A 25,632-nucleotide genomic window follows, 5' to 3' on the forward strand; every position below is an offset into this window, starting at 1 on the left:
CGAAAAAGGGTGATCTCGCGCACACTGTTATCGGAGCGTTAAGCTTTACCTTTAATATTTTTGAAGTAACAGGCAGGGGAAAGCGCACCATTAACCGCATGGATTAATCGTGTTTAACAAAACTGCCAGGATAAAAGAGCAAGGCCGAAGGAGAGCGGTTGGGCTGGCAGCCACAAAGCTGGCAGCCTGAACCGTCAGAAATGAAAGGGATCAGAAAACCAGGAAGTAGAGGCCCACCCAGAACAGGATGCTAAGGGTCAGGGCGCTAATCCAGGCAAGCTGACGTAAACGGCCACGCAGCACGTTTTGACGGGAAGTAACAGGTAAGGTTTCGCTGTGCATGGGTAAAATTCCTGGCTAAAGAGTAAAGACGCAGTGCGAAACAGGCCAGAGCGGCAGACCGAACGGCAGCGCGCTGGCCTGCATTCGCTTAGCGGGCTGCTTCGAGAACGTTAAAAATCACGTCGGAGAGTTCGTTTAACTCGAACTTGGCGACATAACCGTCGGCACCCACTTTGCGGACGTGATCTTCATTGGCGCTGCCTGACAGTGAAGAGTGGATCACCACCGGCAGACGTTTCAGTATTTCGTCACGCTTGATGTTGCGGGTCAGGGTAAAACCATCCATCTCCGGCATTTCCAGGTCAGTGAGGACAAAGGCGATTTTGTCGTGAATCGACTCGCCTGCCGCCTGCGCCTGCTGGCTCATCAGCTTAAGTTTTTCCCACGCTTCCAGGCCGGTATTAAACATCAGCGATGGAATCCCCATGCTCTTCAGACCCTGTTCCAGCAGCTGGCGCGCCACTTTGGAGTCTTCCGCCACAATGGCGACGGCTCCAGGACGATAGTTGAATTCACGCGCTTTGGTGGCTTCAGGCTCCACACCGCGAACCGAAGGAATGATGTCATACAGAATTTGCTCAACGTCCAGCACCATCGCCAGTTCGTTGCTCTGTTTGTCACTGTCCAGACAGGCGATGCTGGTAATGTTGCGGCCACCGATACCGGCTTCTGCGGTGTGCACCTGGCTCCAGTCGAGACGCACAATGTTTTCCACCGATTCGACGGCGAACGCCTGGGTGTTGCGCGCATATTCGGTTACCAGCAGCAGATTCAGGCCGGTTTCCGGCACGCAACCTGCTACCGCCGGCAGGTCGATAACCGGGATGAACTGGCCGCGAATACTTGCCATACCCAGCAGCGGTGAGCGCATGCCCGCAGCTTTGGTAATGGCTGGCATCGGTACGATTTCACGCAGCTTGAACACGTTAATGCCAAACAGTTCTGACTTGCCTTTCAGCTGATCGGAACCTAAGCGAAACAGCAGCAGTTCGAATTTATTCGATAACGCGAGATTCGCTCTCTCATCAATCTCTTTTTGAAAATTATCCATCGTTGCCTCTGCATTAACGCAGCTGGTGAAATAGGGTGTGAACAGGTTATCGGCAGCAAAAGGAAAAAGGTGAGAACAGAAGGGTGAAATAAAACAGACGCCAATTATTGTGCCAGGCTTATCGGTGAAGGTTCGACATGGACACCTTTCCAATACAGGAGTGTGAAATGAAAAAAGTAATTTTAGCGTCGCTGTTGGTGGTAATAAGTGCTGGCGTGTATGCCGATGAGGGAGGATACAAGGGCGGCGAAGCGCCGCCGCCGCAGCACAAGCAGGATGCAGGCTATAAAGGATCAGAAGATACCGGTCAGACTCACATCGACCAGATTCGCGATTTCCGTCAGGGCGGATACGTGACGCTTGAAGGCTATATCGTGAAGAAAGAGCAGGGCGATACCTACCAGTTCCGCGATAATACCGGCACCTTACCGATCATTGCGCCGCAGAAAACCTTTGATGGTAAAACCTACTCGGCTGAGGACAAAGTGCGCGTCAGCGGCAAGGTACATGGCAAAGGGCAACAAACCACGCTGCATGTCACCCAGATTGACGAACCGTAATAAGCAGGGCGAGGCTTCAGCCTCGCCCGTGGTGATTTAATCCTTCAGCAAAATCGCCCGGCACGCTTTGCCTTTGATTTTTCCCTGCTTCAGTTTCACCAGCGCCCCTTTCGCCTGGGCGGCGTCAATCGCGACGTAAGCGTGGGTCGGTGTCAGCACAATCTTGCCAATCTGGTCGGCGCGATAACCCGCTTCCCCGGTCAGTGCGCCGAGAATATCGCCCGGACGGATTTTGGCTTTGCGGCCACCATCAATGCACAAGGTCATCATCGCGGCTGGCAACGGTTTACTGCTGCCTTTTTTCAGCGTGCTGGCGGAAATCCACGGCAGCTTCTGCTGCAGAAAATCTTCCAGCGCATGGGCGCGCGCCATTTCATCGGCCGCCACCAGGCTGACTGCGACGCCGTGCTCACCGGCGCGTGCGGTGCGGCCAATACGGTGCAGATGCACTTCCGGGTCCCATGCCAGCTGATAGTTCACCACCATTGCCAGCGATTTGATGTCGAGTCCACGGGCCGCCACATCGGTGGCAACCAGCACCCGGCCACTGCCGTTGGCAAAGCGGATCAGTACCCGCTCACGATCGCGCTGCTCAAGGTCGCCATGCAGCGGCAGTGCGCTGATATCACGCGCGTTCAGCGCCGCGGCAATCTCATCGCATTCACGACGGGTGTTACAGAACACGACGCATGACGCAGGCTGGCGTTCGCTCAGCAGGGCTATCAGCAGTGACAGCTTTTCACCGTGGCCGGCTTCAATAAACTGCTGCTCAATCGACGGCAGTTCGCTGACCTCTTCCGTCACCACGCTCAGCGCATCACGCTGAAAGCGGCTGCTGATGGCGGCAATGCCTTCTGGCCAGGTGGCGGAGAACAGCAGCGTCTGGCGTGAAGCGGGGGTGGCCTCAATGATGGTTTCCATATCGTCCCGGAAGCCCATTTCCAGCATCCGGTCAGCTTCATCCAGCACCAGCGTACGCAGGTTTTCCAGCTTCAGGTTTTCGCGTTTGATGTGATCCAGAATACGACCCGGGGTACCGACCACGATATGCGGTGGATGCACCAGCGAATCACGCTGGGCGCTCATCGGCTGTCCGCCACACAGGGTCAGAACTTTAATATTGCGGGTGAAGCGTGCCAGCTGACGCAGCACGTTACCGACCTGATCGGCCAGTTCGCGGGTCGGGCAGAGAATCAGCGCCTGGGTCTGAAACCGGGCACTGTCGATATGTTGCAGTAAGCCAATACCAAACGCGGCGGTTTTGCCGCTGCCGGTTTTCGCCTGCGCGCGCACGTCACGACCCTGCAGAATGGCGGGCAGCGTGGCGGCCTGAACCGGCGTCATGCTGGTATAGCCCATCTCGCGCAGGTTATCGAGCTGGCTGTCGGGAAGCGTATTGAGGGTTGAAAAAGCGGTCACGGGCGCGGCCTCTGAGGCTGAAAGTGGAGGGCATTATTGCGCGCGCAAGTCTGGCAGAAAGCCGGCCTGACGGCAACGGGAACCTTGAGGTTAGCAGTATGAAACAATTCGGTGCAGATCGGATAAGAATTAACCGAAGAAGAGTCAGAATTGGTGTTTTTTTTTAATCCTTCAGCGGTGGTTAAAGAAAATACTGCCGCTACGTTTATTCATCAAGACCAGTCATTAGTTTATAACCTGCCGTTTTTAAAAAATTATTTGATTGTTAATCAGATAAATCCTTAAAAATAACTCCAGTAAAAGAATTAATCATTAAAAAATATCACCCTTAATGCCGATAAAAATCGGGCGCTAATTGCTTTATATTTAGCGCGCCATATTCCTGGTACAACGACCGGTAGAGGGTATTTTCATTGAGTAATAGCATCCAGGGACCACATGAGAATGTGCTTAAAATAGTAGGCCGCGCCGTACTGACACTGCACGTTCATGGAGAGAGCTTATCAGCCGATAAGATCGCTTCAATGATCGGCTGTTATGCGGAAGATGAGCCCTGTGATCAGGAAGATCGTCGCTTATATGCGCTGGCAATGGAATTGATGTCGAATGATAAATGGGCTAAAACCGCCTGACAGGTGAGTCCATTCAGGTAAATGCAGAGCCTCCGAACCGGAGGCTCTGTTATTTCAGGCGGAGGCCAGCGCAAATACCGCTTTACCGCGCGAAAAGGTCGCCACCACCGGTGAAATACGCGCCACCGCTTCTGCAGAACAGCTCGCCGCCACCAACATCATACTGGCTTCATCGCCCGATTTCGGCCACTGACGCTCGCCTTCGGCCGACAGCGGTAGCTGATTACCGGTAGCAATCGCCAGCGCCCGCGACAGCGAAAACTCATCCGATCCCCGATAAAGCTGCGCATACAGATTGGCTTTTTCCAGCATGCTGCCGGTGCCAAACGGCGACCAGTGATCGATAACGCTGTCGGTACCGGTCATTACGTTAATGCCGGCCGCCTGTAACTGCGGAATCGGCATGGTGAGTTTACCGATCGGCAGAGTAGAGGCGACGCTGAACTGCTGCTCCGCCAGCCCCTCAATCATCCTCTCCAGCGCGCTGCCCTCCAGCGTCGCCAGCGCAAAGCCGTGGCTCAGGGTGACTTTGCCTTTCAGGGCGGGGTTGCTGGCCACGGTATCGATCATGTACTGAATCGCCGCCACGCCAGCCGCTGAGGTTTCATGCAGATGAATATCAACCCCGCGCTGATAGTCGAGCGCAATCCGGAACATCGCATCCAGTGATTTTTCCATCGCGCCATCCACGTTGGTCGGATCGAGCCCGCCAACGTACTGGACGCCGCGCTGCATCGCCTCGCGCATCAGGCCATCAACCTGAGAATGCAGCAGGCCGTGCTGCGGAAAGGCTACGATTTCACAGGGGAACGCGGGATGATTGGCCAGTGCCGCCTGCAGGTGATCGAGGCTTTGCAGGCCGCTGACCGGATCGATATTGCAATGGCTGCGGGCGCGGGTGGTGCCTTTGGCGTTCAGCAGCGCGATCAATCCTTCGGCCCGCGCCTGAGAATGCGGCAGCAGCTGCGGGATCAGTACCTGTTCCCGGGCGATCATATCCATAATGGTTTTGCCCTGACGCGGGCGCGGTGCCTGCCACGGGCCACCATAAAAGGTCTTATCCAGGTGGATATGCATATCCTGGGTCGAGGGCAGCAGCAGCGCTCCCTGAGCATCCCATGCCGGCAGCGAAGGGTCGCCCTGGCCTGCCGGTTGCAGTCGATCAATTTTTCCGTCACGCACGCTGAGGTCGTAAAGCGCGGTGCGGGTGGCAATAATCTCGTCGCCCTCGCGTTCAAATTCCTCTTCCAGCCGCACGTTGCGCAGCAGATAGCGATCCTGATGCGGCAGGGCGGTCGGCTGCCCGGTGGCTGTTGAAGGGGCGCTGGCTGCAACGCTGGCCTGGCTAAAGCCGGCGGCCAGCAGACCGCCTGCCGCGGTCCAGCGCACGCTCTGGCTGAGAAAGTCACGCCGGCCTGGCGAAGGGGAAGTAGGCATCAGAGACTCCTGCAAAGTGGGCAAGCGGTTAATCTGACAAATGGCCAGCTGCTTTGCTGCGTTATTTTCCACTGCTGGCTAGTGGAAATTTCACTGCCAGCGTAACTGACCAAATGCCACCAGCGCCTCAGCCAGCTCACGCTGCAACGGCTCCTGTGGCTGACGGCAGAACAGCGCCAGCTCGAAGCTATCAATTACCGGCAGTCCCTGTTCGCGGCCGAGTACCCGATGCTGCGGCAGTCGGCAACTGGCGGGCAGCAAGGTCAAACCCAGCCCCTCGGCACTGGCGGCAGCAAGCGCCACCAGACTGGCGCTGCTGTAGCTGATACGCCAGCTGCGGCCCAGCGTATCAAGCGTCTGGCAGACCTCATCACGATACAATCCCAGCTGCGGAAACAGCACCAGCGGCACCGGCGTCTGTTCAAAACAGGGCGACGCCGCGCTGTCGAGCCACAGCAGCGGTTCCGGCCGCGACGCCAGCGGACGCTCGCCATAGGTCTGCTTGATCAGCATGATATCGAGTTCTTCACGCTGCCATGCCCGGCGTAGCTCGACCTGCATACCGCTCATCACATCCAGTCGCAGCTGTGGATGATCGCGACTAAAATCGGCCAGCAGGCCCGCTGTGGGTGCGGCGAAATCTTCCGGTACGCCGAGACGCAGCACGCCATCGCGCCATTGATCGCTCAGCACGTCGTGCGCTTCGCCGTTGAGGGCGATAATCCGGCGTGCGTAGCCCAGCAATTTTTCGCCCTCTTCGGTGATCTGAACCTGATGCGACGAGCGCACCAGCAGATCTTTACCCACCATCTCCTCCAGCCGCCGTACCTGCTGACTGACGGTTGACTGCGACAGGTGCACCCGGTCAGCGGCGCGGGTAAAGCTGGCCGTTTCACACACCGCCACAAAGCTAAGTAGTTGCTGTGGCGTAAACATCGGCTGACGATTCATTTTTCCACTACCTGGCAGAGTAATATTTTATTTCCAAATAGTACCGGCTGCTGTCAGGCTGACAACTTTTAAATCTGCGGACCTACGATGAACAGAGAAAATAAGCTGCTGCTGGCGGCACTGGTGCTGGCCGGGCTGAATATGCGCCCCCTGATGACTTCGGTCAGTCCGCTGCTGGAACAGTTGCGACAGAGTATTGGCCTGACGCCACTGGCGGCGTCGCTGCTGCCCGCCGTGCCGATGATGATGATGGGAGCGATCGCCCTGACCAGCGCCCGACTGATGCAGCGCTTTTCAGTACGTAAGCTGCTGCTGGGCGGCTTGTTTCTGTTACTACTGGCGCTGGTGAGCCGGCTGTTTATCAGCGACGGACGCTGGCTGGTGCTGAGCACGATACCGGGCGGCGCGGGAATTGGTGTGGTGCAGATGGCGATGCCTGGGCTGATTCGTCAGCGCTTTAGCCGTCGCAGCGCGCCGGTGACCGGCCTGTGGGCAGGCGCGCTGATGGGGGGCGGCGGAATAGGCGCGGCGCTAACACCGTGGCTGAATGCGCATTTCGGCTGGCCGGGCGCGCTGAGCAGCTGGACGCTGCCGGTGGTGCTGGCGCTACTGCTGTGGCTGTCTATTCCGACCGCAGCGCCAGCAAAAGCGGCGACGGTCGCGCTGCCCGCACTGTGGCGAAAAACCCGTGCCTGGACGCTGGCGTTGAGCTTCGGGCTGGTAAACGGCGGTTATGCTATCTGCGTCGCCTGGCTGCCGGACTTCTATCATCAGCTGGGCTGGAGCGCACAGGCCGGTGGCTCGCTGCTGGGCATGATGATTGGTTGTCAGGTAACAGGCGCACTGCTGCTGCCGCTGCTGGCACGCGGTAACGATCGCCGGCCGCTGCTGCTGCTGACCCTGACGCTGCAGCTTTGCGGCATGCTCGGTTTCCTGCTGGCACCGCAGGCGGCACCGTGGCTGTGGGCCGGGATCGCGGGGGTCGGGCTCGGCGGCGCGTTCCCGCTGGCGCTGGTACTGGCGCTGGATCATCTGGCACAGCCACAGGCGGGTGCGCGTCTGGTGGCGTTTATGCAGGGCATCGGTTTTATGATCGCTGGCAGCATGCCGTTCATCGCTGGCCAGCTGCGGACGCTGTCCGATGATTTCAGCAGCGTCTGGCTGTTACAGGCGACGGTGACGCTGGTGCTGATCGTGCTTAACCTGCGGTTTCATCCACGTAGCTATCCGCAGGCCTTTCCCGAGCAGCATCACTGATTTTGGTCCTACCAATTGCGGCAAAATTTTTCTGTGCTTCACACAACGGGAAAATTTACGCCGCTTTTGTTGCCTTGAATTAACAATGCATTAACTATCTGTTGCCATAAGGCCTGAGGATGTGATTTTTGGTCAGACCAAATATCGCATCGGGCTGATGGTGCGCGGCAGGCTGCTGTACGCGTACCACGTTTCCTCTTCCTCTGGAGATAGCGGCATGCAGCTGTGGCAACAAAACTACGATCCGTTGGGCAATATCTGGCTTTCAAGCCTGGTGGCTCTGATTCCGATTCTGTTTTTCTTCTTCGCGCTGATCAAACTCAGGCTGAAAGGCTACCTCGCCGCCAGCATCACCGTGGGGCTGGCGCTGCTGGTGGCGCTATTTCTCTATCAGATGCCGGTGGCGCAGGCGCTGGCGTCGGTGGTTTACGGCTTTCTCTATGGCCTGTGGCCAATCGCCTGGATCATTGTGGCGGCGGTGTTCGTCTACAAAATTTCGGTCAAAACCGGCCAGTTCGATATTATCCGCGCCTCAATCCTGTCGATTACCCCTGACCAACGTCTGCAGATGCTGATCGTTGGTTTCTCGTTTGGCGCATTCCTTGAAGGAGCCGCCGGCTTTGGTGCGCCGGTGGCGATCACCGCCGCGCTGCTGGTCGGGCTGGGTTTTAATCCGCTGTACGCTGCCGGGCTGTGCCTGATTGTGAATACCGCGCCGGTCGCCTTTGGCGCGATGGGCATTCCGATTATTGTGGCCGGGCAGGTGACCGGACTCGACAGCTTCGCCATCGGGCAGATGGCCGGGCGGCAGTTGCCGCTGCTGACGCTGATCGTGCTGTTCTGGATAATGGCGATCATGGATGGCTGGCGCGGCGTTAAAGAGACCTGGCCGGCGGTGCTGGTGGCTGGTGGCTCGTTTGCTATCGCCCAGTTCCTCAGCTCCAACTTCCTCGGGCCGGAACTGCCGGATATCATCTCGTCTCTGGCCTCGCTGATTTCGCTGACGCTGTTTCTGCGCGTCTGGAAGCCGGTGCGTATTTTCCGCTTTGAGAATGGCGATGCATCACCGGTTGACTCATCCGTTCTGCAGCAAAAATACCGGCTCGGGCAGGTGGTGCGCGCCTGGATGCCGTTCCTGTTTCTGACCGCCACCGTCACGCTGTGGAGCATTCCACCGTTTAAAGCGCTGTTCGCCAAAGGCGGCGCGATGGCTGACTGGGTGCTGAACCTGCCGGTGCCGTTGCTGCACCAGGGCGTCGCGCGCATGCCGCCGGTGGTAAGCAGCGCCACCCCTTATCCGGCCATCTTTAAGTTCGATCTCTTTTCCGCCACCGGCACCGCGATTTTAATTGCGGCGGTCGTCGCGGTGTTCTACCTGAAGATGAAGCCCAGGGCTGCGCTGCAGACCTTTGGTGAAACCCTGAAAGAGCTGGCGCTGCCGATCTACTCGATTGGCATGGTGCTGGCCTTTGCTTTTATCTCTAACTACTCCGGCCTGTCAGCCACGCTGGCGTTAGCGCTGGCGCATACCGGTCACGCTTTTACCTTTTTCTCGCCGTTCCTCGGCTGGCTCGGGGTGTTTCTGACCGGCTCAGATACCTCGTCAAATGCGCTGTTCGCCGCGCTGCAGGCCACCACCGCGCAGCAGATTGGCGTGTCGGACGTGCTGCTGGTGGCGGCCAACACCACCGGCGGCGTCACCGGCAAGATGATCTCGCCGCAGTCGATCGCCATCGCCTGTGCGGCGGTCGGACTGGTTGGCAAAGAGTCTGACCTGTTCCGCTTTACTGTTAAACACAGCCTGATTTTTACCTGCATGGTCGGCGTGATTACCACGCTGCAGGCCTACGTCTTCCCGTGGATGATTCCATGAATAATGTTTCCGATCCGCTGGTGACGCGCCTCCGGGCGTACATCACTGAACATCAACTGACACCAGGCATGCGTCTGCCTGCTGAGCGACAACTCTCGGCCGAACTCGGGGTGTCGCGCTCATCGCTGCGTGAAGCGTTACAGCAGCTGATCAGCAGCGGGATGCTGATCAGCCGGCGCGGCGGCGGCACCTGGGTGCGGCAACAGCTGGAACCCTGGTCGGAACAGCGCATCGTTGAACCGATTCGCCAGTTGTTACGCGACGATCCTGACTATCGCTACGACATTCTCGAGGCACGACATGCGATTGAAGCCAGCACCGCCTGGCACGCAGCGCTGCGCGCCACCGAAGCGGATCGCGAGCGGTTGCAGTACGCCTTCGACGCTACGCTGAAGCTGAAAGAGAGTGACGATCCTGACCTTGCCGCTCAGGCTGACGTGCGCTTTCACCTGGCGATTGCCGAGGCCTCTCATAATCTGGTGCTGCTGCAAACCATGCGCGGTTTCTTCGAACTGCTGCAATCCTCGGTGATGCAAAGCCGCCAGCGGATGTACACCCAGCCGGCGATATTCGCCCGGCTGACGGAGCAACATCAGGCGCTGCTCGACGCCATTCTCACCGGGGATGCCGAGGGCGCACGCCAGGCGGCGATGCAGCACCTCGGGTTTGTACACACCACGATGAAAAATCTGCATGAGGATGAGGCGCGCCAGGCGCGCATCACCCGCTTACCGGACACTGAATTACGTAACCGTAAGGAATCTGATTGATGATTATCTCTGCTGCCAGTGACTATCGCGCCGCCGCGCAACGCATCCTGCCGCCTTTCCTGTTCCACTATCTTGATGGCGGCGCATATGCCGAGCACACCCTGCGCCGGAATGTCGAGGATCTCTCTGACGTGGCGCTGCGCCAGCGCATTCTGAAGAACATGTCAGAGCTGAGCCTGGAAACGAAATTATTCAATGAGACGCTGTCAATGCCGGTGGCGTTGGCACCGGTCGGCCTGTGCGGTATGTATGCCCGTCGGGGTGAAGTGCAGGCGGCGCGAGCGGCGGCGCTGAAAGGGATTCCGTTTACTCTGTCGACGGTATCCGTCTGCCCGATAGAAGAGGTCGCACCGCAGATTAACCGGCCGATGTGGTTCCAGCTCTACGTGCTGCGCGACCGCGGGTTTATGCGTAATGCGCTGGAGCGCGCCAAAGCCGCCGGCTGCTCGACGCTGGTGTTTACCGTTGATATGCCGACGCCAGGGGCGCGTTACCGTGACGCGCACTCCGGTATGAGCGGTAACCATGCGGCGCTGCGCCGCTACTGGCAGGCGGTCACCCATCCGCAGTGGGCGCTGGATGTCGGATTGCAGGGACGGCCACACGATCTGGGCAATATTTCAACCTATCTGGGTAAACCGACCGGGCTGGAAGATTACATCGGCTGGCTGGCGAACAACTTCGATCCTTCGATCAGCTGGAAAGACCTGGAGTGGATCCGTGAATTCTGGGATGGCCCGATGGTGATCAAAGGGATCCTCGATCCGGAGGATGCGCGTGATGCGGTGCGTTTTGGCGCTGACGGTATCGTGGTCTCCAATCATGGCGGACGCCAGCTGGATGGCGTGCTGTCGTCCGCACGTGCGCTGCCGGCCATTGCTGATGCGGTGAAAGGCGATATCACCATTCTGGCCGACAGCGGTATCCGCAACGGTCTGGATGTGGTGCGGATGATTGCGCTCGGTGCAGACAGCGTCCTGCTGGGACGGGCCTTTATCTATGCGCTGGCGACCCACGGCCAGCGTGGCGTGGAAAACCTGCTCAATCTGATTGAGAAAGAGATGCGGGTTGCGATGACCCTGACCGGGGCGAAGTCAATCAGCGAGATCACCCGTGAGTCGCTGGTGCAGGCCGAGGCGGTGCTGAACCCGCAGAGCACCCCGCCACGGCCGCGCGCAGTAAGTTAACCGGCGAAAACGCAGGCGTTGTCTATACTTAGCTTCTTTACCAACAGGAGGAATAACATGACCATTCATAAGAAAGGTTCGGCGCACTGGGAAGGCGATATCAAGGGCAAAGGCACCGTCAGCACCGAAAGTGGCGTGCTGAGCCAGCAACCTTATGGTTTCAACACCCGCTTTGAAGGCGAGAAGGGCACCAACCCGGAAGAGCTGATTGGTGCGGCGCATGCGGCCTGTTTCTCCATGGCGTTATCGCTGATGCTGGGCCAGGCGGGTCATCCGCCAGAAAGTATCGACACCACTGCGGACGTCTCGCTGGATAAGAAAGGTGACGGCTTCGCCATTACCAAAATAGCGCTGACCAGCACTATTTCGCTGCCAGGCATTGATGAATCGACTTTCGATGAGATCATCAATAAAGCCAAAGCGGGTTGCCCGGTTTCTCAGGTGCTGAATGCGGAAATCACGCTGGATTACACCCTGAATAACTGATGCTGTCCACCGGTCGCCTTTTTGCGGCCGGGGCGTTATGCTACGCAGTACCGGTCCTGCAGCTGACCGAATCAGATGCGCCTTGTGGCGCATCTTCGCTTTCTGACAGGGAGGAAACCGATGTGACGAAGTATCGGGCGGCAAAAAAGCACTGGAAAATGGTGCTGGTTCTGTTTTGCATCTGTGGCGCGCTATTGCTGATACGCTGGGCTGCGATGATTTGGGCCTGACCGGATGAACAGGATCTGCCGCCATAAGCTGGGCATATTATTGATGGTAATACTGGTACTTGAAGCGATTCACTTCCTGCTGACCGCCTCCTGGCTGCCGTGGCAATAGCCTGGCAGGAGCGTAAGCCTTTTCACGCTGCGGTGGCAATGTCGTCGCCTGAAGATAGGCTTTTCCACACCGTTAACTATTCCGATTAAACGCAGGCGTCTTCCCGCCGCCGGGCACGCACGTCGCTGCGCGCAATGCGATACGCCTTGCGTGGGTCGCCGACCACAAACTCAAAGGTTGGCGTATAGTAAAACGGCAACCAGCCGCCGAAGCCGCTCTCCCATTCCCAGCGAACCGGGCAGGGCCACAGAATGCCATCATACAAAATGTAATAAACCCAGCGTCCGTTTGGACGACGGGGACGTGATGTTTTCATGGGATTCACTACGGTAATAGTCAACAACAGCTCATATTTTGTACGCTAAAGCGTCAGCTTGCAACGTTACAGGCCGGTTTATTGCAGTTGGTCCTGTTTTAACGATGCACTTCACCGCACAGCAGGACCACGTTGGGCCTGACTTTATGAATACGGTTCGCCATGGTTTCACAGGCGCTTTTGGTCGGAAAGATGTGCTCCGAAACCGGCAAAGCCTCACAGGCATCGTAGCCGCACGCACTCACTAATAACACAAATCCAATTAACATAGATCGACTCCTTTGCACGGTCTGGTGGTCCGGACTGTGGTGCTTTTTATCCCTTTTTTTGATCCAGTATAGTCAAACGCGTCGGGGGCAGCATTACCCGCCCGAGCTATAGCCAGCCGCAGGCCGGAAGGCTGACAGCGATACAGGACGGCAGGCGAAAGAACCGGGCACCCTCAGCCCGCGAAATACCAGGCAGGCAGCAGGGCGATCAGGTTGTTGAGGGTGTGGAGGAAAATCGGCAGCGCCAGGCTATTACTGCGTAAGCGCGCGTAGCACAGCAGCAGCGAAAACAGCGTCAGTGCGATAATCGTCTGCCAGTGAACGTATTGGGTATGCATCACCGCGAACAGCAGCGAGGTGAGCAACATACAGGCGAAGCGACTGCGGGGTGCCCACAGCAGGAAAGCCTGCAACAGAAAACCGCGAAACAGCACCTCTTCAAATACCGGGGCCAGCAGCACCGCCGTCAGCAGCAGAATCAGCAACGAGTTACGTCCCTGCTGCGCCTGCATCACCAGCCAGCCTTCCGGCTGCATAAACTGCATCTGTGCCGCCATCAGCACAAACAGCGCGCCGGTAAACAGCAGCGTCTGCAGCGCACGCAGTTCACCCAGCGGCAAATCGGTGCGGCGCTGACAGTAAAAGCGGTAGAGCGGATAGATCACCGCAAATTCAAACAAACAGAGCACCGGCACCAGCAGACCGTCATTACGCAGCACGCCGTAATTAGGGAACAGCGTGATCAGCATGGTGACAAGGTAATAGACCACAAAGCTGCCGACGTAGAACAGCGTCAGTGTCACTCTGTCGGAATTGGTATTCATAGGCGACCCAGCCAGCGAAGGTTAGCGCATAGTAGCAATGCGCCTGATCGCTGTCGAGTCAGCCAATGACACAATATTTAAGCGCTAAATTTTAATCGCAGACTAAACACCCGACGGCATGGGCCGATAACTGAGGAAACAAATCGTGTCAGCTCGGCGCTTCACCGGGCGGGCCTGATATCCCCAACGGACTTTATGTCGTGTAGTGAGTACTTTTAATGACTTTTGACCCTCCGGCACCGCCGTCACCCTCCTTTGCGCACGCATCGGAAGATCGCACTGTCCGCTTTACGCGGCGCAGCCTGCGCACGCTTTCGCTGCTGCTGTTCGGTGTGCTGATACTGTCGATGCTGATGGTGCTGACCATCGCCCAGCGGCAGAATAGCGCGTCGATGGCGCGCGACCAGTTGCTGATGCAGCAGGCGTGGAAAAGTCGTCAGGACGCGATGATCACTGATATCCGCGACTATGCGTTCTGGAGCGAAGCCTGGCGTAATCTGCACCTGACGGTGAATACCGTCTGGGCCTACGACGAAGAGAACTTTGGACCGGGCCTGTATGAGGAGTATCACTACGAGGGCGTGTTCGTGGTCGACGGTGACGGACGCACCCGCTACGCCGTGATTAATGGCCAGCTCTCTGATACGCCGCTGGAGGCCTGGCTCGGCAGTCAGAGCCGCGCGATGATTGCGGCGGCACGTCAGCTCAATAACGCTGCTCTGGTGCGTAATGCCATCATTAACCGCCAGGCAGCCATCGTGGTCGCCGCGCCGATCAGCCGCGGTAAAGTCGTTGCGCTGCCGCTGAAATCGGGACCGCCGTCGGTCATGGTGTTCGTGAATCTGTTTACCCCCGCCAAGCTGAACGAACTGGGTGCGGCGCTGGACGTGCGCGGACCGCGGCTGGCCAGCAGCGCGATGGATGCTGAACGCGAACCGAGGATGCTGCAGCCGATTGCAGGCAGCCCGCCGATGGTGCTGCGCTGGACGCCGAAAATGCCGGGCATGGGGCTGATATGGTTCCTGCTGCCGCTGCTGGTGATGATGGCGATTATTATCGGAATGATTACCCGTCGCGTCAGCCGACACGCGCTGTACAACGCCATACTCTCCGATCGACGCTTTGCTATGCTGGCCATCAGTCAGCAGGAACTGGCAAACAGCGAGGCCCGCTTCCGCGATCTGGCTGAAGCCGCATCGGACTGGATCTGGGAGACCGATGAACAGGGCCGCCTGATCTACCTGTCGGCGCGTTTCCACACCGTAACCGGCCATGAAATCTCGCACTGGCTGGGACGTCATATCGATCACTTACTGACCCACCCCAGCCATTCGCTGGTCACCTGGCTACTGCGCCAGGAGCAGGAGCCGCAACCGATGCCGCTGCGCTGCCAGTTTATGTCGGCGCACGGTGAGCGGCGAATTGGTCAGCTGGTGGCGAAAACCGTCTGGCACGATCGGCGCTGCATCGGTTTTCGCGGTACGGTGTCAGACATTACCCAGGGCATGGAGGCCGAAGCGCGTATTCAGTTCCTGTCGCGTCATGATGTATTAACCGGCTTGCCCAACCGCGTGCAGCTGCAGGAGTTCCTGACGCACCATCTTGAACTGGCCGACGAAACCAGTCCGCTGATGATTATCAGCCTCGATCTCGATCAATTCCGGCCAATCAACGAAACCTGGGGCCATGCGGCGGGCGATGGCGTGCTGAATCAGATGGCCCAGCGCCTGAAAAGTTGTATCGGGCCGCATGAGCTGGCGGCGCGGCTGGGCGGCGATGAGTTTGTGCTGGTGCTGCGTGAAGGCAGTCGTGACAAGGTTGATGAACGCTGCGCCCAGCTGGTACACGACGTTCAGCAGCCGATCACCACCGGCCAGCATGTTCACTACCTCACCGCCAGCCTCGGCATCGCCTGTGCCCCGCAGGATGCCAGTCACCCGGAAGCGCTGCTGCGGATGGCCGACATTGCGCTGAATGAGGCGCGCGAAGCCGGACGCAATCAGTGGGTCTGGTACGCCAACGAGATGGCCAGCCAGCGCAACAGTAAGCGCGACATGGCACAGCGTATTGAGAAAGCGCTAAAGAACAACGAATTCCGGCTGCACTATCAGCCGCGCTATCAGCTGCTGAGCGGACAGCTGGCCGGCGCAGAAGCGTTGATCCGCTGGCAGATCGCGCCCGATCAATGGATCACGCCGGATCGTTTTATTCCACTGGCGGAAGAGAGTGGGCTGATAGCCACCATCAGCGACTGGGTCCTGATGCGCGCCTGTGAAGATGCGCTGGGGTGGGGAGGCGATCGCTACGTGTCGGTCAATATTTCCCCGATGGAGTTTCGTACCAGCGACCTGGTTCAGCGGGTGGCGAATACGCTGGCGCTAACCGGTCTGCCCGCGACGCGGCTGGAGCTGGAAATTACCGAAAATGTCACCTTTGAACATCCCCAGCACGCGCTGGAAGTGATGCAGGGCTTGCGTTCGCTGGGCGTGCGGCTGACGGTTGACGATTTTGGCACTGGCTATGCTGCGCTGGGTTACCTGAAAACCTTCCCGTTCAACGGTCTGAAGATCGATCGTTCATGGATGAAAGATTTTCCGGAGTCGCAACAGGCGCAGTCGGTGGTGGCAGGGATTATTGCGCTGGCGCGCGCCTTTGCGTTAACCATTACCGCAGAAGGAATTGAGACAGAAGCGCAACTGAATCAGCTTAAGCTGCTGTCGTGCGAAGAGGGGCAAGGCTACTTCCTCGGTCGACCGATGCCGCTGGCCGCATTCAGCACGCTTCTGGAAAGAACCACGCAAAGCCCGCCAGAGCAGACTTAGCGGACTTTAACGGCCACGGCGGTCATCAGCATGGCACAGACGATAAAAATGATAAGTTCCATGATTTCACCTCTCTGGACCTCAGAATATTCTTAAGTATTTTAGCCGCTGACTGCCGTCTTTTTGCACAGTTAGTGCGATTAATCTTAAAAATTAACGCTGATAGCCTGGCGAAAGAGGCGTCAGCGGGGATAACTTTACTTTTTTAGGGTTCAGCTCAGCGGGCGCGCTTTGCTACTCTTGGGGCAGGGTTTTACACGTCCAACAGGAGATCACACGTGAAACATTATGGAAAAGCGCTGCTGGTAGTGGGTTTGTTTACATTAGCGGCCTGTCAATCTGCCAGCAAACCCGACACCACCAGCGCGCCGCAGGATCCGGAAGCGGACCGCTGCGGTGCCTCGCAGTATCAGCATTATGTCGGAAAACCGTTAACCTCACTGCAGGGGCAGCATTTTGACCAGAAGGTGCGGGCTATCCCGTATAATTCTGCCGTCACCATGGATTTCAACCTCAGCCGGCTGAACTTCCTGGCCGATAAGAGCGGCAATATCAGCCAGGTTTATTGCGGTTAAGCCTGAATCGGGCGTTTTGTCATAGCCTTGTCATAACGGCAGGCGAAGATAGAGAGGCGTTTAAGAGACTTCCTCGTCACTCTCCATAGACAATGCTCGTCTTGTTTATTCCCGCTCCGGCGGGAATTTTTTTATCGCCGTCGGTGCGATAAAGGAGCAAAAATGCAGCGGATCATCGGGGCGTTCCTGCCCGTGTTACTCCTCGGTTCGTCACTGGCTTACGCCTCAACCGACACTGCCTGGCAGCAGAGTCATCAGGTGATGACGCAGGCCTGTATCAACGCCAGCACGCTGAGCAAGGCCAGAGTCCTCGGCGAAATTATCGATTATGACGATAGCGTGGGATACAGCGTACTGCTGCTGGAAGGCCGCTATCCGCAGCCACAGCTGCGGAATAAGCGTGGGCGGGAGCTTTGTCTGTTCCAGCGCAGCAGCGGGCGCGCCAGCGTCAGTGAAGCCGATCGGCTGCGTTGGGTGAAATAAACGACTACTCTTCCGGCCGCGTTTCCATCAGCTGCGCCAGCAGGGTGCGGTAATTCTGTAGCCGCGTCTCATCGCCTTCGACCTCGAGTTTGTCGATCACCCGCGCGACGATGGTCTTATTGGTGGCGGGCTGTCCCGCCTCCATCAGTTCACGCAGTATGACCGCCAGCAGGTCAGACTCAGGCGGTATCCGCCAGTCCGGGCTATTGAAATAGTCGGTGATAGCTCGGCTGGCGCTGTTAGGTTGCACTCTCATTCCCTACCTCCGCTAAAACAACAACGCCCCTTACGCCGTGGCACAAGGGCTGGGTTTCTCTCCATTGAATCAGGTCACCTCAGATCTTACTGACGGCGGGCACCATCATTGTGAGGCTACTGCGTCAGTCAGAATGATCGACGCACCGCACCAGACTGGCGGTTTTTTAAACATAGAACCGGGGGGGATAATTGTCAGTAACAGGCTGAAATATTTTTTCATACTGATTATTGCCCGATGCGCTACAGGCCGGTTTTGCCACCGGAAGCTGCTGTAAATCCTGGCAGAAGGAAAATTTGTGCCAGGCAGTATGCTGAATCAAAGCGGAAAACAGCGTTTTACCGTCTGTGCCATGTTTTGTCAGTTGGCAAAGTCAGGCGCGCGGTAAACTTAAGCTTCCCTTTGCTGCAAACCTTCTGCTGATGCCACGCGTAATTGAACCCTGGAAAATTAACCTGATTTCGGTCTGGTTTGGCTGCTTTTTCACCGGCCTGGCGATCAGCCAGATCATTCCGTTTCTGCCGCTCTACCTGGAACAGCTTGGCGTCAGCGGCGGCGAGTCGCTCAGCCTGTGGTCGGGGCTGACCTTCAGCATCACCTTTGTCATTTCGGCGGCCGTCGCGCCGCTGTGGGGCAGCCTGGCGGATCGAAAAGGCCGCAAACTGATGCTGCTGCGTGCCGCCTTTGGCATGGGGGTGGTGATCCTGCTGCAGGCGTTTGTCACCGAGGCGTGGCAACTGCTGTTGCTGCGTGCGCTGATGGGGCTGACCTCCGGCTATATTCCCAATGCCATGGCGCTGGTGGCGGCGCAGGTGCCGCGTGAACGCAGCGGCTGGGCGCTGAGCTGCGTCTCCACCGGTCAGATTGGCGGGGTGATCCTCGGCCCGATGCTGGGCGGCCTGCTGGCGGACTGGGTCGGATTACGCACCGTGTTTATCGTCACCGCGGTGCTGCTGATGGTCAGCTTCCTGGTCACGCTGTTCCTGATTAAAGAGACCGGTTACATCCCGGTCAGCAAAAAAGATAAGCTCAGCGGGCGCGAGGTGTTCCGTTCGCTGGATAACCCGAAGCTGATGATCTGTCTGTTTTTCACCACCATGGTGATTCAGATGTGCAACGGATCGGTGAACCCGATCCTGACGCTGTTTGTGCGTGAACTGGCACCCACCGCAGAGAATATCGCCTTTCTCAGCGGCGTAATCGCGGCGTTGCCGGGCGTGTCAGCCCTGCTCGCCGCGCCCCGGCTGGGGCGGTTAGGCGATCGCATCGGTACCCAGCGAATTCTGCTGGCCACTATGGTGATCTCGCTGCTGCTGTTTGTCGCCATGTCATTTGTCACCAGCGCAACCCAGCTTGGAGTGCTGCGTTTCCTGCTGGGATTTGCCGATGGCGCTATGATGCCGGCGGTGCAGACGCTGCTGGTGCGCCATTCACGCGACAACATCACCGGCCGTATCTTTGGCTATAACCAGTCGTTCATGTATCTGGGCAATGTCGCCGGTCCGCTGCTCGGCGCAGCGGTGTCGGCGGTGGCGGGCTTCCGCTGGGTCTTCTTCGCCACCGCCGTGGTGGTGCTGATTAACGTGGTGTTTCTGAAGCGCTTTTATCGGCGTCCGAAAACGTCTCTGCCGGCGTCGGCTGGCAAATCGTCAGCGTCGCCTGCCAGCGCTGCTGAGTCAGCAAAAACTCAGGACTGACGCTCGGACTCCAGGAATCATCGCCGCCCACGCCCATATGATGCAGATCCAGATGCAGCCAGCAGCCCGCTTCGGGCTGCAACAGATGGCGATGTGAGGTGTCGCGTAACTGCTCCAGACTGAAACGGCTGAGCGAAAAGGCAAAATCTCCGCTGACCTGCCAGCTGCCGCTGTCGAGCTGGCGGGTGCCGCCTCGCAACCCGTTTTCACTCGGAAAAACATAGGGTGTCGTCAACTGCTGCAACGGCTGTTGCCAGCGTGAGAATCGGGCAGCCAGTTGGCGATCGGGGTAGTTTTCATGTGGGCCCAGTCCGAGCCAGCTGACATGCTGCGGTATCGTAACCAGCTGACAGCGCAGGCCGATACGCGCGGGCGGCGGCAGGCCACGTGACTGCTCAACGGACAGGCTGATCTGCATCTCGCCCCCGGCGCTAATCTGGTAGCGTTTGCGGCTGATAAAGGCCAGCTGGCCGTTGGCGTACCAGCCGTGCAGCGTGTCGATTTGCACCGACTGCGGCAGACTGCTGGCTTCGATGGACACCAGGCTGCAGGTCATCTGGTCATAACCGGCGGCTTTCCAGCGCTCTGCCCAGGCATTGGGATCGACCCGCTCAGCTTCGCTGGTGCCGATGTCATTATCCAGCGGCGCCCGAATAAAGCAGTCACGCAGCGGTGACAGCAGCGACGGTTGCTGATTAACGTACCACTGCGTCAGTTCACCGCTGTGGCGTGAAAAGCACCAGCGCTGCTGCTGATGGGTGACGTGAATGTTGCCATCCTCCTCATGCAGTCGCGGCGCATTACCCACTTCAGGCGGTGATGGCAGCTCCAGCGTCGACGGTAGCGGCCATTGATGCCAGGCGACGCACCAGTCTGCGGGGCTCCAGTCGGTGGCTTCAATCTGATGGACCGCCAGATTGAGCCAGCATTCTCCCTGCAACCCGGCGGGCGACGGCAGCGTAATGCGTTGCCGTCCCTGCGCCGCCAGGTCCAGCCGCACTTCACCTTCCGCCACCCGCTCGCCTGCCTGCTCAATGCACCAGCGCAGCACTTCATTGTCGCTGTGCCGGAACAGGTATTCACTGCTGACGGTCACGCTGAACGGATCGGCCGCATCGGCCCCGAACTGATAAAACTGCTGAGCGCGCTGCGCTTCAAACAGTGCCGGGTGCGGAGTGCGATCGGCAAACACCAGTCCGTTCATACAGAACTGGCGGTCGTTAGGCTTATCACCAAAATCGCCGCCGTAAGCCTGCCACGGCTGGCCCTGCTGGTCATAGCGGGTCAGGCTTTGATCGACCCAGTCCCAGACAAAGCCGCCCTGTAAGCGGGGAAACTGACGAAAGGCCTGCCAGTATTTAGCGAAACCACCAAAGCTGTTGCCCATCGCATGCGCGTATTCACACAGGATCAGCGGACGGGTTTCACCCGGCAGGCTAATCCACTGCTTCAGCGACCATTTCGGCACGGCGGGGAAGGGTTGATCCTGATCGACCCGGGCGTACATCGGACAAATAATGTCGGTGGCCGCGGTGTCGGCACCGCCGCCTTCATACTGGACCGGGCGGCTCGGATCGGCGCTTTTTACCCAGCGATAGAGCGCGTCATGGGTGCTGCCGTGTCCCGACTCGTTGCCCAGCGACCAGATGATGATGCTGCAGTGGTTACGATCGCGCTGCACCATGCGGGTGACGCGTTCGCTGTAAGCAGCAAACCAGCGCGGATCGTCTGAAAGCCGGTTCATCGGCTGCATGCCGTGGGTTTCAATATTGGCTTCATCCACCACATACAGACCGTAGCGATCGCACAGCCGGTACCACAACGGATGATTCGGGTAGTGCGAGCAGCGCACGGCGTTGAAATTGTGCTGTTTCATCAGCGTAATATCGCGACGCATCGTCTCCTCATCCATCACCTGACCGCGCTCAGGATGGTGCTCATGACGGTTGGTGCCGCGGATTAACAGCGGTTTGCCGTTCAGGCACAGCAGGCCATTATCAATCGTGACCTGACGGAAGCCAACGTCATAGGCTTCCACTTCGATGACCTGCTGATTTTTATCCAGCAGCGCCAGCGTGGCGCGATACAGATGCGGCGTTTCGGCGCTCCACAATTGGGGCTGTTCCACCCGCAAACGCAGCAGGGCGCGTTCCGGATAGTGGCCGCGCTCGTCAATAATCTCGCTGCCGGGGGCCTGCAGGCACTGCGCTATCTGCTGCTCTCCCTGCCACAGCGTCAGGCGCAGCTGAACATCGGCGCAGGCAGCGGCGGGCCAGGCTATCTTCACCTCTGCCCGCAGCTCAGCGCTGGAAAATTCCGGGCTGAGCCGGGTTTCCAGCTGAACGTCGGCCAGCTGGACCGTCGGTTTATGCAGCAGGGTGACATCGCGGAAGATGCCGCTCATCCGCCACATATCCTGATCTTCCAGATAGCTGCCATCACTCCAGCGCAGCACCATTACCGCCAGCCGGTTATTGCCGGGCCGCAGGCAGGCGGTTAAATCGAATTCGGCCGGCAGACGGCTATCCTGCGAGTAGCCGACCCACTGGCCGTTACACCAAAGATGAAAGGCCGAGTTGACCCCATCGAAGATAATGCGAGTCTGGCCGCTAGCCTGCCACTGCGCGTCGGTAATGAATGTGAGCGAGTAACAGCCGGTCGGGTTTTCCTGCGGAACATAGGGTGGATTGACCGGAATCGGGTATTGCACGTTGGTATAGACCGGCGCGTCGTAGCCGTGCATCTGCCAGTTGGCCGGTACCGGAAGAGTGGCGGCATCTGGCAGATCCGACAGCAGCCAGCTGGCCGGAACCGCTTCAGGCTGGGTGAAATAGCTAAAATTCCACTGCCCGTTGAGGCTTTTTAGTGAGGGCGAGGGGCAATCGTCGCGCGCGGCGGTCTCGTCGCGCCAGCTGGCGAACGGCGGATGCGCATCCAGCCGGTGCAGCGCGGTGATCACCGGATTTTCCCAGTCACGTCGGGAAAGAATGTCATTAAAAGCGGCCTGGGACATGATGAGTTCCTTAAATTGTAATGCGCTCACAATGCGCAAAAATCTTCAGACTGTAAAGCGTCCGCCTTAACGTTTTGAACAAAATAAGCCGATCGCCCTGCGCCCGAAAGGCCGGCAGATGTTGAGATTGTGACGTCGTACTGGCTGTAAAGCGTTAAGCCTGGTCAGCAAAGATGAATAGCCGCCCGATACGGAGGATTCTCACTTGTCGGCCTGTTGGCGTCTCCCTACACTCAGCCCGGTTTCTTCATCCTGAGGTAGATATGGTACGACTGATTAAGCTGACTGCCGTTGTGGCATTGGTTACCGCGCTGAGCGGATGTATTTTCCCTCCTCCGGGCGGCGGTGGGGGTGGCTGGGGTGGACACGGCGGTGGACCGGGCCGCGGTTTTGTCGATCCGCGTTAACCCATAACGGGCAGTTTCAGGCGGGCGAAACGTTACGCGACGGCACATTTCGCTGGCAAAACGTTTCGCCTGCATCAACAGCCCGCAACGGGAAATGCGCACGCCACGTGCCATAGGTTAACTGCCTGACAAAAGAGGGATTACCCTCTGTTTTTTTTATTTCACCAATGCTAATTTCTGCTTTTCTTCTCTGCTGAGATCGCAGCATGAAAAACCTGATTGCTGAACTACTGGTTAAACTGGCTGAAAAAGAAGAGGCGTCAAAAGAACAGGTCGCTCAGATTGAGGCGCTGGAAATCGTGGTCACCGCGCTGGTGCGCAAGCTGGATCCGCAGCAGCATCAGGCCATTACCTCCAGCATTGAAACGGCAATGGACAATGCTGCCGACGCCAGTGATGAAAACGCCGTGCTGCTGCGTAATCACATTGACAGGCTGCTCAGGCACCCGCGCGTCTGATTGCGTGTGCGCTGGCCTGATTTGCGATCCTGGCAGCAGTTCCGCCTGAAATTCCCCCGCTTTGCTTAATCACTGCCAGAATCAGAATGGCGAACTCACAATGGAGAAGAAGCGATGAAAATCGGTTTAACGGCGATGGTGATGGCGGGCCTGCTGGTCAGCGGTGTTGCCAGCGCGGCGGATAAAACGCCGCAGCAGGAGAAGATGTCGATGTGTAATCAGCATGCCAGCTCACAAAACCTCAAAGGCGATGCCCGTAAAAGCTTTATGAGTGACTGTCTGAAGAAAGACAGCAAGCTGTCGGGCATGTCGCCTCAGCAGATGAAAATGAAAACCTGCAACAGCGAAGCCGGAAATAAACAGCTTGCGGGCGATGCCCGTAAGACCTTTATGAGTCAGTGCCTGAAAAAAAGCTGACGCCTGCCGGCCACCCGGGTGGCCGCCTTTTGCTTGCCGCCTTCGGTGATTAAATTTCCTGATAAATCAGTTCGATAACCGCCTCGTTAACATTCCGACATGAGCCGTGCGATTCCTTTGCCACACTTACTGTTTGTAGGGGTTTGTGCAGCAGCGGATATTTTGCTGCGCATCCGATAACCAGAACGCAAAAGGAGCCATGTCGTGAACTATCAATTTACCGTTGCCCTGAACGAGTTGCCACAGCGTCAGCCGGTTAAAAAAAAACTGGGTGAGGTGGAGATATTGCTGATCCGGGACGGAGAGAGTGTGCGTGCTTACCAGGCGAAATGTCCCCATGCTGGCGCACCGCTTGAGCAGGGCGCTATCTGCGGCGATCGGCTGGTCTGCCCGTGGCATAAAGCGGCGTTCGATCTGGCGGATGGCAGAATGTGTGAACCGCTGGCGCTGGCCGATCTGAAGCAGTATCCGCTGCGGATTGAAAACGGCAACGTGCTGGTGAACCCTAAAGCGATGTCGCCTGCTGCGCCGATTGGCAGCGGGGCAAGCGCGCCGGTTTTCGTGGTGCTGGGCGGCGGGGCGGCCGGCAGTGCCGCGCTGTGGCGGCTGCGTCATGAGGGCTTTAAGGGCCGGCTGGTACTGGTCGAACGCGAGCAGGATGCCCCATACGACCGGACGGCGCTGACCAAATTTGTGCCCTCCGGCAAGATGGATATCAGCGAGGTGCCGCAGCTGCTGAAAGAGGATGTGATGGATCACGTTGAGCGCATCACCGCCACCGTCACCCGGCTCGACAGCCAGCAGCAGCGGCTGATTTTCGACAATGGCGAGTCACTGTCGTTCGACAAATTATTGATCGCCAGCGGGGCGACGCCGGTGCTTCCTGACCTGCCAGGCAGCGATCTGGCTGGCGTACATTTGCTGCGCAGTAAAGATCAGACCGACGCACTATTGAAAGCGGTGGATGCCAGCCAGCAAATCGTGATCGTCGGCAACAGCTTCATCGGCACCGAAATGGCTTCGGCGCTGCGTAATCGAAATATCGACGTCACGGTGATTGCCCGCCAGCCGCTGCCGTTTGTGAAACAGTTCGGTGAACAGATTGGCCGCTATTTTTTACAGCTACATCAGGAAAATGGCGTCAAATGGGTTCACGGCGAGATCGAGGCGTTGCAGGGCGACAAACATGTCACCGCGGTGCGGCTGAAAGGGGGGCAACAGCTGGCGGCTGATGTGGTGTTGTTTGCCACCGGCGTAAAACCGGCCACGCCGTTTATTCATGACTTACCGCTCGCTGAGGATGGCAGCCTGCAGGCGGATACTCAGCTGCGGGTGGCAGAAAACATCTGGGTTGCCGGTGATATCGCCACCTGGCCGGCCGCGCAGGGACCGTTACGCATTGAGCACTACCGTGTGGCGCACCAGCAGGGACAGACGGCGGCGCGCAATATGCTGGATCAGGCGGTGCACTATGACCGTGTGCCGTTCTTCTGGACCACCCAATATGGCACGCGCTATGAATATCTGGGCCATGCCGCCGAATGGGATGAGTACCAACTGCTTGGCTCGCCGGCGGATAAAACGTTTATCGCGTTTTATGGGCAGCAGGGGCAACTGGCCGCGGTCTGCTCATGCGGTCTCTACACCCTGACCGCGGAACTGATCGAACGTATGCAGCAGCCGATGACGGTGGCGCAGGCGGTGGCGCTTTATCAGGCGCAGCAGAAGTGATCTGAGGTGCGAAAAGAGCAGAGCAGGCGCTGGCCTGCTCTGTTGGTATGGCGTTAACTT

The 25,632-nt window shown here is 58.0% G+C and carries 26 protein-coding genes; 16 read left to right on the plus strand and 10 right to left on the minus strand.

Translation table 11 applies throughout. The features are described 5' to 3' along the window. Positions 1 to 210: 210 nt before the first annotated feature. A complete protein-coding gene (locus AC6I8D_RS04005; protein ID WP_312056896.1) occupies positions 211 to 342 on the minus strand; it encodes a hypothetical protein in 132 nt (43 codons plus the stop codon). Between the two features lie 88 nt (positions 343 to 430). After that, on the minus strand, positions 431 to 1,393 hold the full coding sequence (locus AC6I8D_RS04010; RefSeq protein WP_312056894.1) for a chemotaxis protein: 963 nt from the start codon (positions 1,391 to 1,393) through the stop codon (positions 431 to 433). A gap of 167 nt (positions 1,394 to 1,560) precedes the next feature. Here AC6I8D_RS04010 and AC6I8D_RS04015 point away from each other — a divergent pair, with 167 nt between their 5' ends. Beyond that, positions 1,561 to 1,953, plus strand: coding sequence for a YgiW/YdeI family stress tolerance OB fold protein (locus tag AC6I8D_RS04015; protein ID WP_312758346.1), 393 nt, complete (start codon positions 1,561 to 1,563; stop codon positions 1,951 to 1,953). 36 nt (positions 1,954 to 1,989) lie between these two features. Here AC6I8D_RS04015 and dbpA read toward each other — a convergent pair whose 3' ends face one another. Then, complete coding sequence (gene dbpA, locus AC6I8D_RS04020) at positions 1,990 to 3,372, minus strand: ATP-dependent RNA helicase DbpA (protein WP_312056890.1); 1,383 nt, start codon at positions 3,370 to 3,372, stop codon at positions 1,990 to 1,992. Positions 3,373 to 3,785: 413 nt separating this feature from the next. Here dbpA and AC6I8D_RS04025 point away from each other — a divergent pair, with 413 nt between their 5' ends. Next, positions 3,786 to 4,004, plus strand: coding sequence for a hypothetical protein (locus AC6I8D_RS04025; protein WP_031375001.1), 219 nt, complete (start codon positions 3,786 to 3,788; stop codon positions 4,002 to 4,004). Between the two features lie 54 nt (positions 4,005 to 4,058). Here AC6I8D_RS04025 and AC6I8D_RS04030 read toward each other — a convergent pair whose 3' ends face one another. Both AC6I8D_RS04030 and AC6I8D_RS04035 read right to left on the minus strand, forming a co-directional pair. Next, positions 4,059 to 5,441, minus strand: coding sequence for an amidohydrolase (locus AC6I8D_RS04030; protein ID WP_312056888.1), 1,383 nt, complete (start codon positions 5,439 to 5,441; stop codon positions 4,059 to 4,061). Between the two features lie 90 nt (positions 5,442 to 5,531). Further along, positions 5,532 to 6,392, minus strand: a complete 861-nt coding sequence (locus AC6I8D_RS04035) for a LysR family transcriptional regulator (RefSeq protein ID WP_312056886.1) — start codon at positions 6,390 to 6,392, stop codon at positions 5,532 to 5,534. A gap of 87 nt (positions 6,393 to 6,479) precedes the next feature. Between AC6I8D_RS04035 and AC6I8D_RS04040 the strand changes: the two genes are divergently transcribed. From AC6I8D_RS04040 to yniD, 6 genes are all read left to right on the plus strand, one after another. Continuing rightward, a complete protein-coding gene (locus AC6I8D_RS04040) occupies positions 6,480 to 7,649 on the plus strand; it encodes a cyanate transporter (protein ID WP_497819678.1) in 1,170 nt (389 codons plus the stop codon). A 217-nt stretch (positions 7,650 to 7,866) separates the two neighbouring features. Continuing rightward, positions 7,867 to 9,522 (plus strand): L-lactate permease, encoded by a 1,656-nt coding sequence (gene lldP, locus AC6I8D_RS04045; protein ID WP_497820652.1) that lies wholly within the window; start codon positions 7,867 to 7,869, stop codon positions 9,520 to 9,522. Beyond that, positions 9,519 to 10,292 carry a transcriptional regulator LldR gene (gene lldR, locus AC6I8D_RS04050; RefSeq protein WP_312758340.1) on the plus strand — a complete coding sequence of 258 codons (774 nt, stop codon included), beginning with the start codon at positions 9,519 to 9,521 and terminating at the stop codon, positions 10,290 to 10,292. Before lldP ends, lldR begins: the two co-directional genes overlap by 4 nt. Continuing rightward, entirely contained in the window at positions 10,292 to 11,479 is a 1,188-nt protein-coding gene (lldD, locus tag AC6I8D_RS04055) for an FMN-dependent L-lactate dehydrogenase LldD (protein ID WP_046288496.1), read from the plus strand. Before lldR ends, lldD begins: the two co-directional genes overlap by 1 nt. A 57-nt stretch (positions 11,480 to 11,536) precedes the next feature. Further along, a complete protein-coding gene (locus AC6I8D_RS04060; RefSeq protein WP_031377843.1) occupies positions 11,537 to 11,965 on the plus strand; it encodes an OsmC family protein in 429 nt (142 codons plus the stop codon). A 122-nt stretch (positions 11,966 to 12,087) separates the two neighbouring features. Beyond that, the gene (gene yniD / locus AC6I8D_RS04065; RefSeq protein ID WP_236566394.1) at positions 12,088 to 12,195 is read left to right on the plus strand and encodes a small membrane protein YniD; all 108 of its coding nucleotides are present in this window, start codon (positions 12,088 to 12,090) and stop codon (positions 12,193 to 12,195) included. A 194-nt stretch (positions 12,196 to 12,389) separates the two neighbouring features. Here yniD and AC6I8D_RS04070 read toward each other — a convergent pair whose 3' ends face one another. The 3 genes from AC6I8D_RS04070 to AC6I8D_RS04080 all read right to left on the minus strand — a co-directional run bounded on the left by AC6I8D_RS04070 (position 12,390) and on the right by AC6I8D_RS04080 (position 13,713). Next, positions 12,390 to 12,620, minus strand: a complete 231-nt coding sequence (locus AC6I8D_RS04070) for a hypothetical protein (protein ID WP_312056877.1) — start codon at positions 12,618 to 12,620, stop codon at positions 12,390 to 12,392. Positions 12,621 to 12,718: 98 nt separating this feature from the next. Continuing rightward, positions 12,719 to 12,889 (minus strand): hypothetical protein, encoded by a 171-nt coding sequence (locus AC6I8D_RS04075; RefSeq protein WP_089562355.1) that lies wholly within the window; start codon positions 12,887 to 12,889, stop codon positions 12,719 to 12,721. Positions 12,890 to 13,062: 173 nt separating this feature from the next. Beyond that, positions 13,063 to 13,713 (minus strand): CPBP family intramembrane glutamic endopeptidase, encoded by a 651-nt coding sequence (locus tag AC6I8D_RS04080; protein ID WP_312056874.1) that lies wholly within the window; start codon positions 13,711 to 13,713, stop codon positions 13,063 to 13,065. 218 nt (positions 13,714 to 13,931) lie between these two features. Between AC6I8D_RS04080 and AC6I8D_RS04085 the strand changes: the two genes are divergently transcribed. The 3 genes from AC6I8D_RS04085 (at position 13,932) to AC6I8D_RS04095 (ending at position 17,593) form a co-directional block, all read left to right on the plus strand. After that, a complete protein-coding gene (locus AC6I8D_RS04085) occupies positions 13,932 to 16,535 on the plus strand; it encodes a bifunctional diguanylate cyclase/phosphodiesterase (RefSeq protein ID WP_312056872.1) in 2,604 nt (867 codons plus the stop codon). A gap of 278 nt (positions 16,536 to 16,813) precedes the next feature. Beyond that, the gene (locus AC6I8D_RS04090) at positions 16,814 to 17,110 is read left to right on the plus strand and encodes an I78 family peptidase inhibitor (RefSeq protein WP_312758335.1); all 297 of its coding nucleotides are present in this window, start codon (positions 16,814 to 16,816) and stop codon (positions 17,108 to 17,110) included. A 162-nt stretch (positions 17,111 to 17,272) separates the two neighbouring features. After that, entirely contained in the window at positions 17,273 to 17,593 is a 321-nt protein-coding gene (locus AC6I8D_RS04095; protein WP_312758333.1) for a hypothetical protein, read from the plus strand. 4 nt (positions 17,594 to 17,597) lie between these two features. Here AC6I8D_RS04095 and AC6I8D_RS04100 read toward each other — a convergent pair whose 3' ends face one another. Then, positions 17,598 to 17,849, minus strand: a complete 252-nt coding sequence (locus tag AC6I8D_RS04100; RefSeq protein WP_031377837.1) for a biofilm development regulator YmgB/AriR family protein — start codon at positions 17,847 to 17,849, stop codon at positions 17,598 to 17,600. Between the two features lie 422 nt (positions 17,850 to 18,271). On the opposite strand from AC6I8D_RS04100, the gene AC6I8D_RS04105 reads away from it, so the two are divergent. Then, positions 18,272 to 19,546: a multidrug efflux MFS transporter gene (locus AC6I8D_RS04105; RefSeq protein ID WP_312056866.1), complete on the plus strand. Its 1,275-nt coding sequence runs from the start codon at positions 18,272 to 18,274 to the stop codon at positions 19,544 to 19,546. Here AC6I8D_RS04105 and AC6I8D_RS04110 read toward each other — a convergent pair. Continuing rightward, entirely contained in the window at positions 19,428 to 22,559 is a 3,132-nt protein-coding gene (locus AC6I8D_RS04110; RefSeq protein WP_497819679.1) for a beta-galactosidase, read from the minus strand. The genes AC6I8D_RS04105 and AC6I8D_RS04110 overlap by 119 nt on opposite strands. Before the next feature lie 263 nt (positions 22,560 to 22,822). Between AC6I8D_RS04110 and AC6I8D_RS04115 the strand changes: the two genes are divergently transcribed. From AC6I8D_RS04115 to AC6I8D_RS04130, 4 genes are all read left to right on the plus strand, one after another. Beyond that, positions 22,823 to 22,966: a hypothetical protein gene (locus AC6I8D_RS04115; protein ID WP_497819680.1), complete on the plus strand. Its 144-nt coding sequence runs from the start codon at positions 22,823 to 22,825 to the stop codon at positions 22,964 to 22,966. Positions 22,967 to 23,172: 206 nt separating this feature from the next. Beyond that, the gene (gene iraP, locus AC6I8D_RS04120) at positions 23,173 to 23,424 is read left to right on the plus strand and encodes an anti-adapter protein IraP (protein WP_312056860.1); all 252 of its coding nucleotides are present in this window, start codon (positions 23,173 to 23,175) and stop codon (positions 23,422 to 23,424) included. Positions 23,425 to 23,538: 114 nt separating this feature from the next. Beyond that, positions 23,539 to 23,841, plus strand: coding sequence for a PsiF family protein (locus AC6I8D_RS04125; RefSeq protein WP_312056859.1), 303 nt, complete (start codon positions 23,539 to 23,541; stop codon positions 23,839 to 23,841). A 204-nt stretch (positions 23,842 to 24,045) separates the two neighbouring features. Beyond that, on the plus strand, positions 24,046 to 25,572 hold the full coding sequence (locus AC6I8D_RS04130; RefSeq protein ID WP_312758328.1) for an FAD-dependent oxidoreductase: 1,527 nt from the start codon (positions 24,046 to 24,048) through the stop codon (positions 25,570 to 25,572). Positions 25,573 to 25,632: the final 60 nt, after the last annotated feature.

This window comes from Pantoea sp. X-Soil-MYKO-1785 (assembly GCF_059730675.1).

Excerpts from the sequence above, each read along its gene's own strand:
- AC6I8D_RS04005 (WP_312056896.1), bottom strand. The coding sequence starts at position 342 with ATGCACAGCGAAACCTTACCTGTTACTTCCCGTCAAAACGTGCTGCGT.
- AC6I8D_RS04010 (WP_312056894.1), bottom strand. The coding sequence starts at position 1,393 with ATGGATAATTTTCAAAAAGAGATTGATGAGAGAGCGAATCTCGCGTTA.
- AC6I8D_RS04015 (WP_312758346.1), top strand. The coding sequence starts at position 1,561 with ATGAAAAAAGTAATTTTAGCGTCGCTGTTGGTGGTAATAAGTGCTGGC.
- AC6I8D_RS04030 (WP_312056888.1), bottom strand. The coding sequence starts at position 5,441 with ATGCCTACTTCCCCTTCGCCAGGCCGGCGTGACTTTCTCAGCCAGAGC.
- AC6I8D_RS04035 (WP_312056886.1), bottom strand. The coding sequence starts at position 6,392 with ATGAATCGTCAGCCGATGTTTACGCCACAGCAACTACTTAGCTTTGTG.
- AC6I8D_RS04040 (WP_497819678.1), top strand. The coding sequence starts at position 6,480 with ATGAACAGAGAAAATAAGCTGCTGCTGGCGGCACTGGTGCTGGCCGGG.
- lldP (WP_497820652.1), top strand. The coding sequence starts at position 7,867 with ATGCAGCTGTGGCAACAAAACTACGATCCGTTGGGCAATATCTGGCTT.
- lldR (WP_312758340.1), top strand. The coding sequence starts at position 9,519 with ATGAATAATGTTTCCGATCCGCTGGTGACGCGCCTCCGGGCGTACATC.
- lldD (WP_046288496.1), top strand. The coding sequence starts at position 10,292 with ATGATTATCTCTGCTGCCAGTGACTATCGCGCCGCCGCGCAACGCATC.
- AC6I8D_RS04060 (WP_031377843.1), top strand. The coding sequence starts at position 11,537 with ATGACCATTCATAAGAAAGGTTCGGCGCACTGGGAAGGCGATATCAAG.
- AC6I8D_RS04070 (WP_312056877.1), bottom strand. The coding sequence starts at position 12,620 with ATGAAAACATCACGTCCCCGTCGTCCAAACGGACGCTGGGTTTATTAC.
- AC6I8D_RS04075 (WP_089562355.1), bottom strand. The coding sequence starts at position 12,889 with ATGTTAATTGGATTTGTGTTATTAGTGAGTGCGTGCGGCTACGATGCC.
- AC6I8D_RS04080 (WP_312056874.1), bottom strand. The coding sequence starts at position 13,713 with ATGAATACCAATTCCGACAGAGTGACACTGACGCTGTTCTACGTCGGC.
- AC6I8D_RS04085 (WP_312056872.1), top strand. The coding sequence starts at position 13,932 with ATGACTTTTGACCCTCCGGCACCGCCGTCACCCTCCTTTGCGCACGCA.
- AC6I8D_RS04095 (WP_312758333.1), top strand. The coding sequence starts at position 17,273 with ATGCAGCGGATCATCGGGGCGTTCCTGCCCGTGTTACTCCTCGGTTCG.
- AC6I8D_RS04100 (WP_031377837.1), bottom strand. The coding sequence starts at position 17,849 with ATGAGAGTGCAACCTAACAGCGCCAGCCGAGCTATCACCGACTATTTC.
- AC6I8D_RS04105 (WP_312056866.1), top strand. The coding sequence starts at position 18,272 with ATGCCACGCGTAATTGAACCCTGGAAAATTAACCTGATTTCGGTCTGG.
- AC6I8D_RS04110 (WP_497819679.1), bottom strand. The coding sequence starts at position 22,559 with ATGTCCCAGGCCGCTTTTAATGACATTCTTTCCCGACGTGACTGGGAA.
- AC6I8D_RS04115 (WP_497819680.1), top strand. The coding sequence starts at position 22,823 with ATGGTACGACTGATTAAGCTGACTGCCGTTGTGGCATTGGTTACCGCG.
- iraP (WP_312056860.1), top strand. The coding sequence starts at position 23,173 with ATGAAAAACCTGATTGCTGAACTACTGGTTAAACTGGCTGAAAAAGAA.
- AC6I8D_RS04125 (WP_312056859.1), top strand. The coding sequence starts at position 23,539 with ATGAAAATCGGTTTAACGGCGATGGTGATGGCGGGCCTGCTGGTCAGC.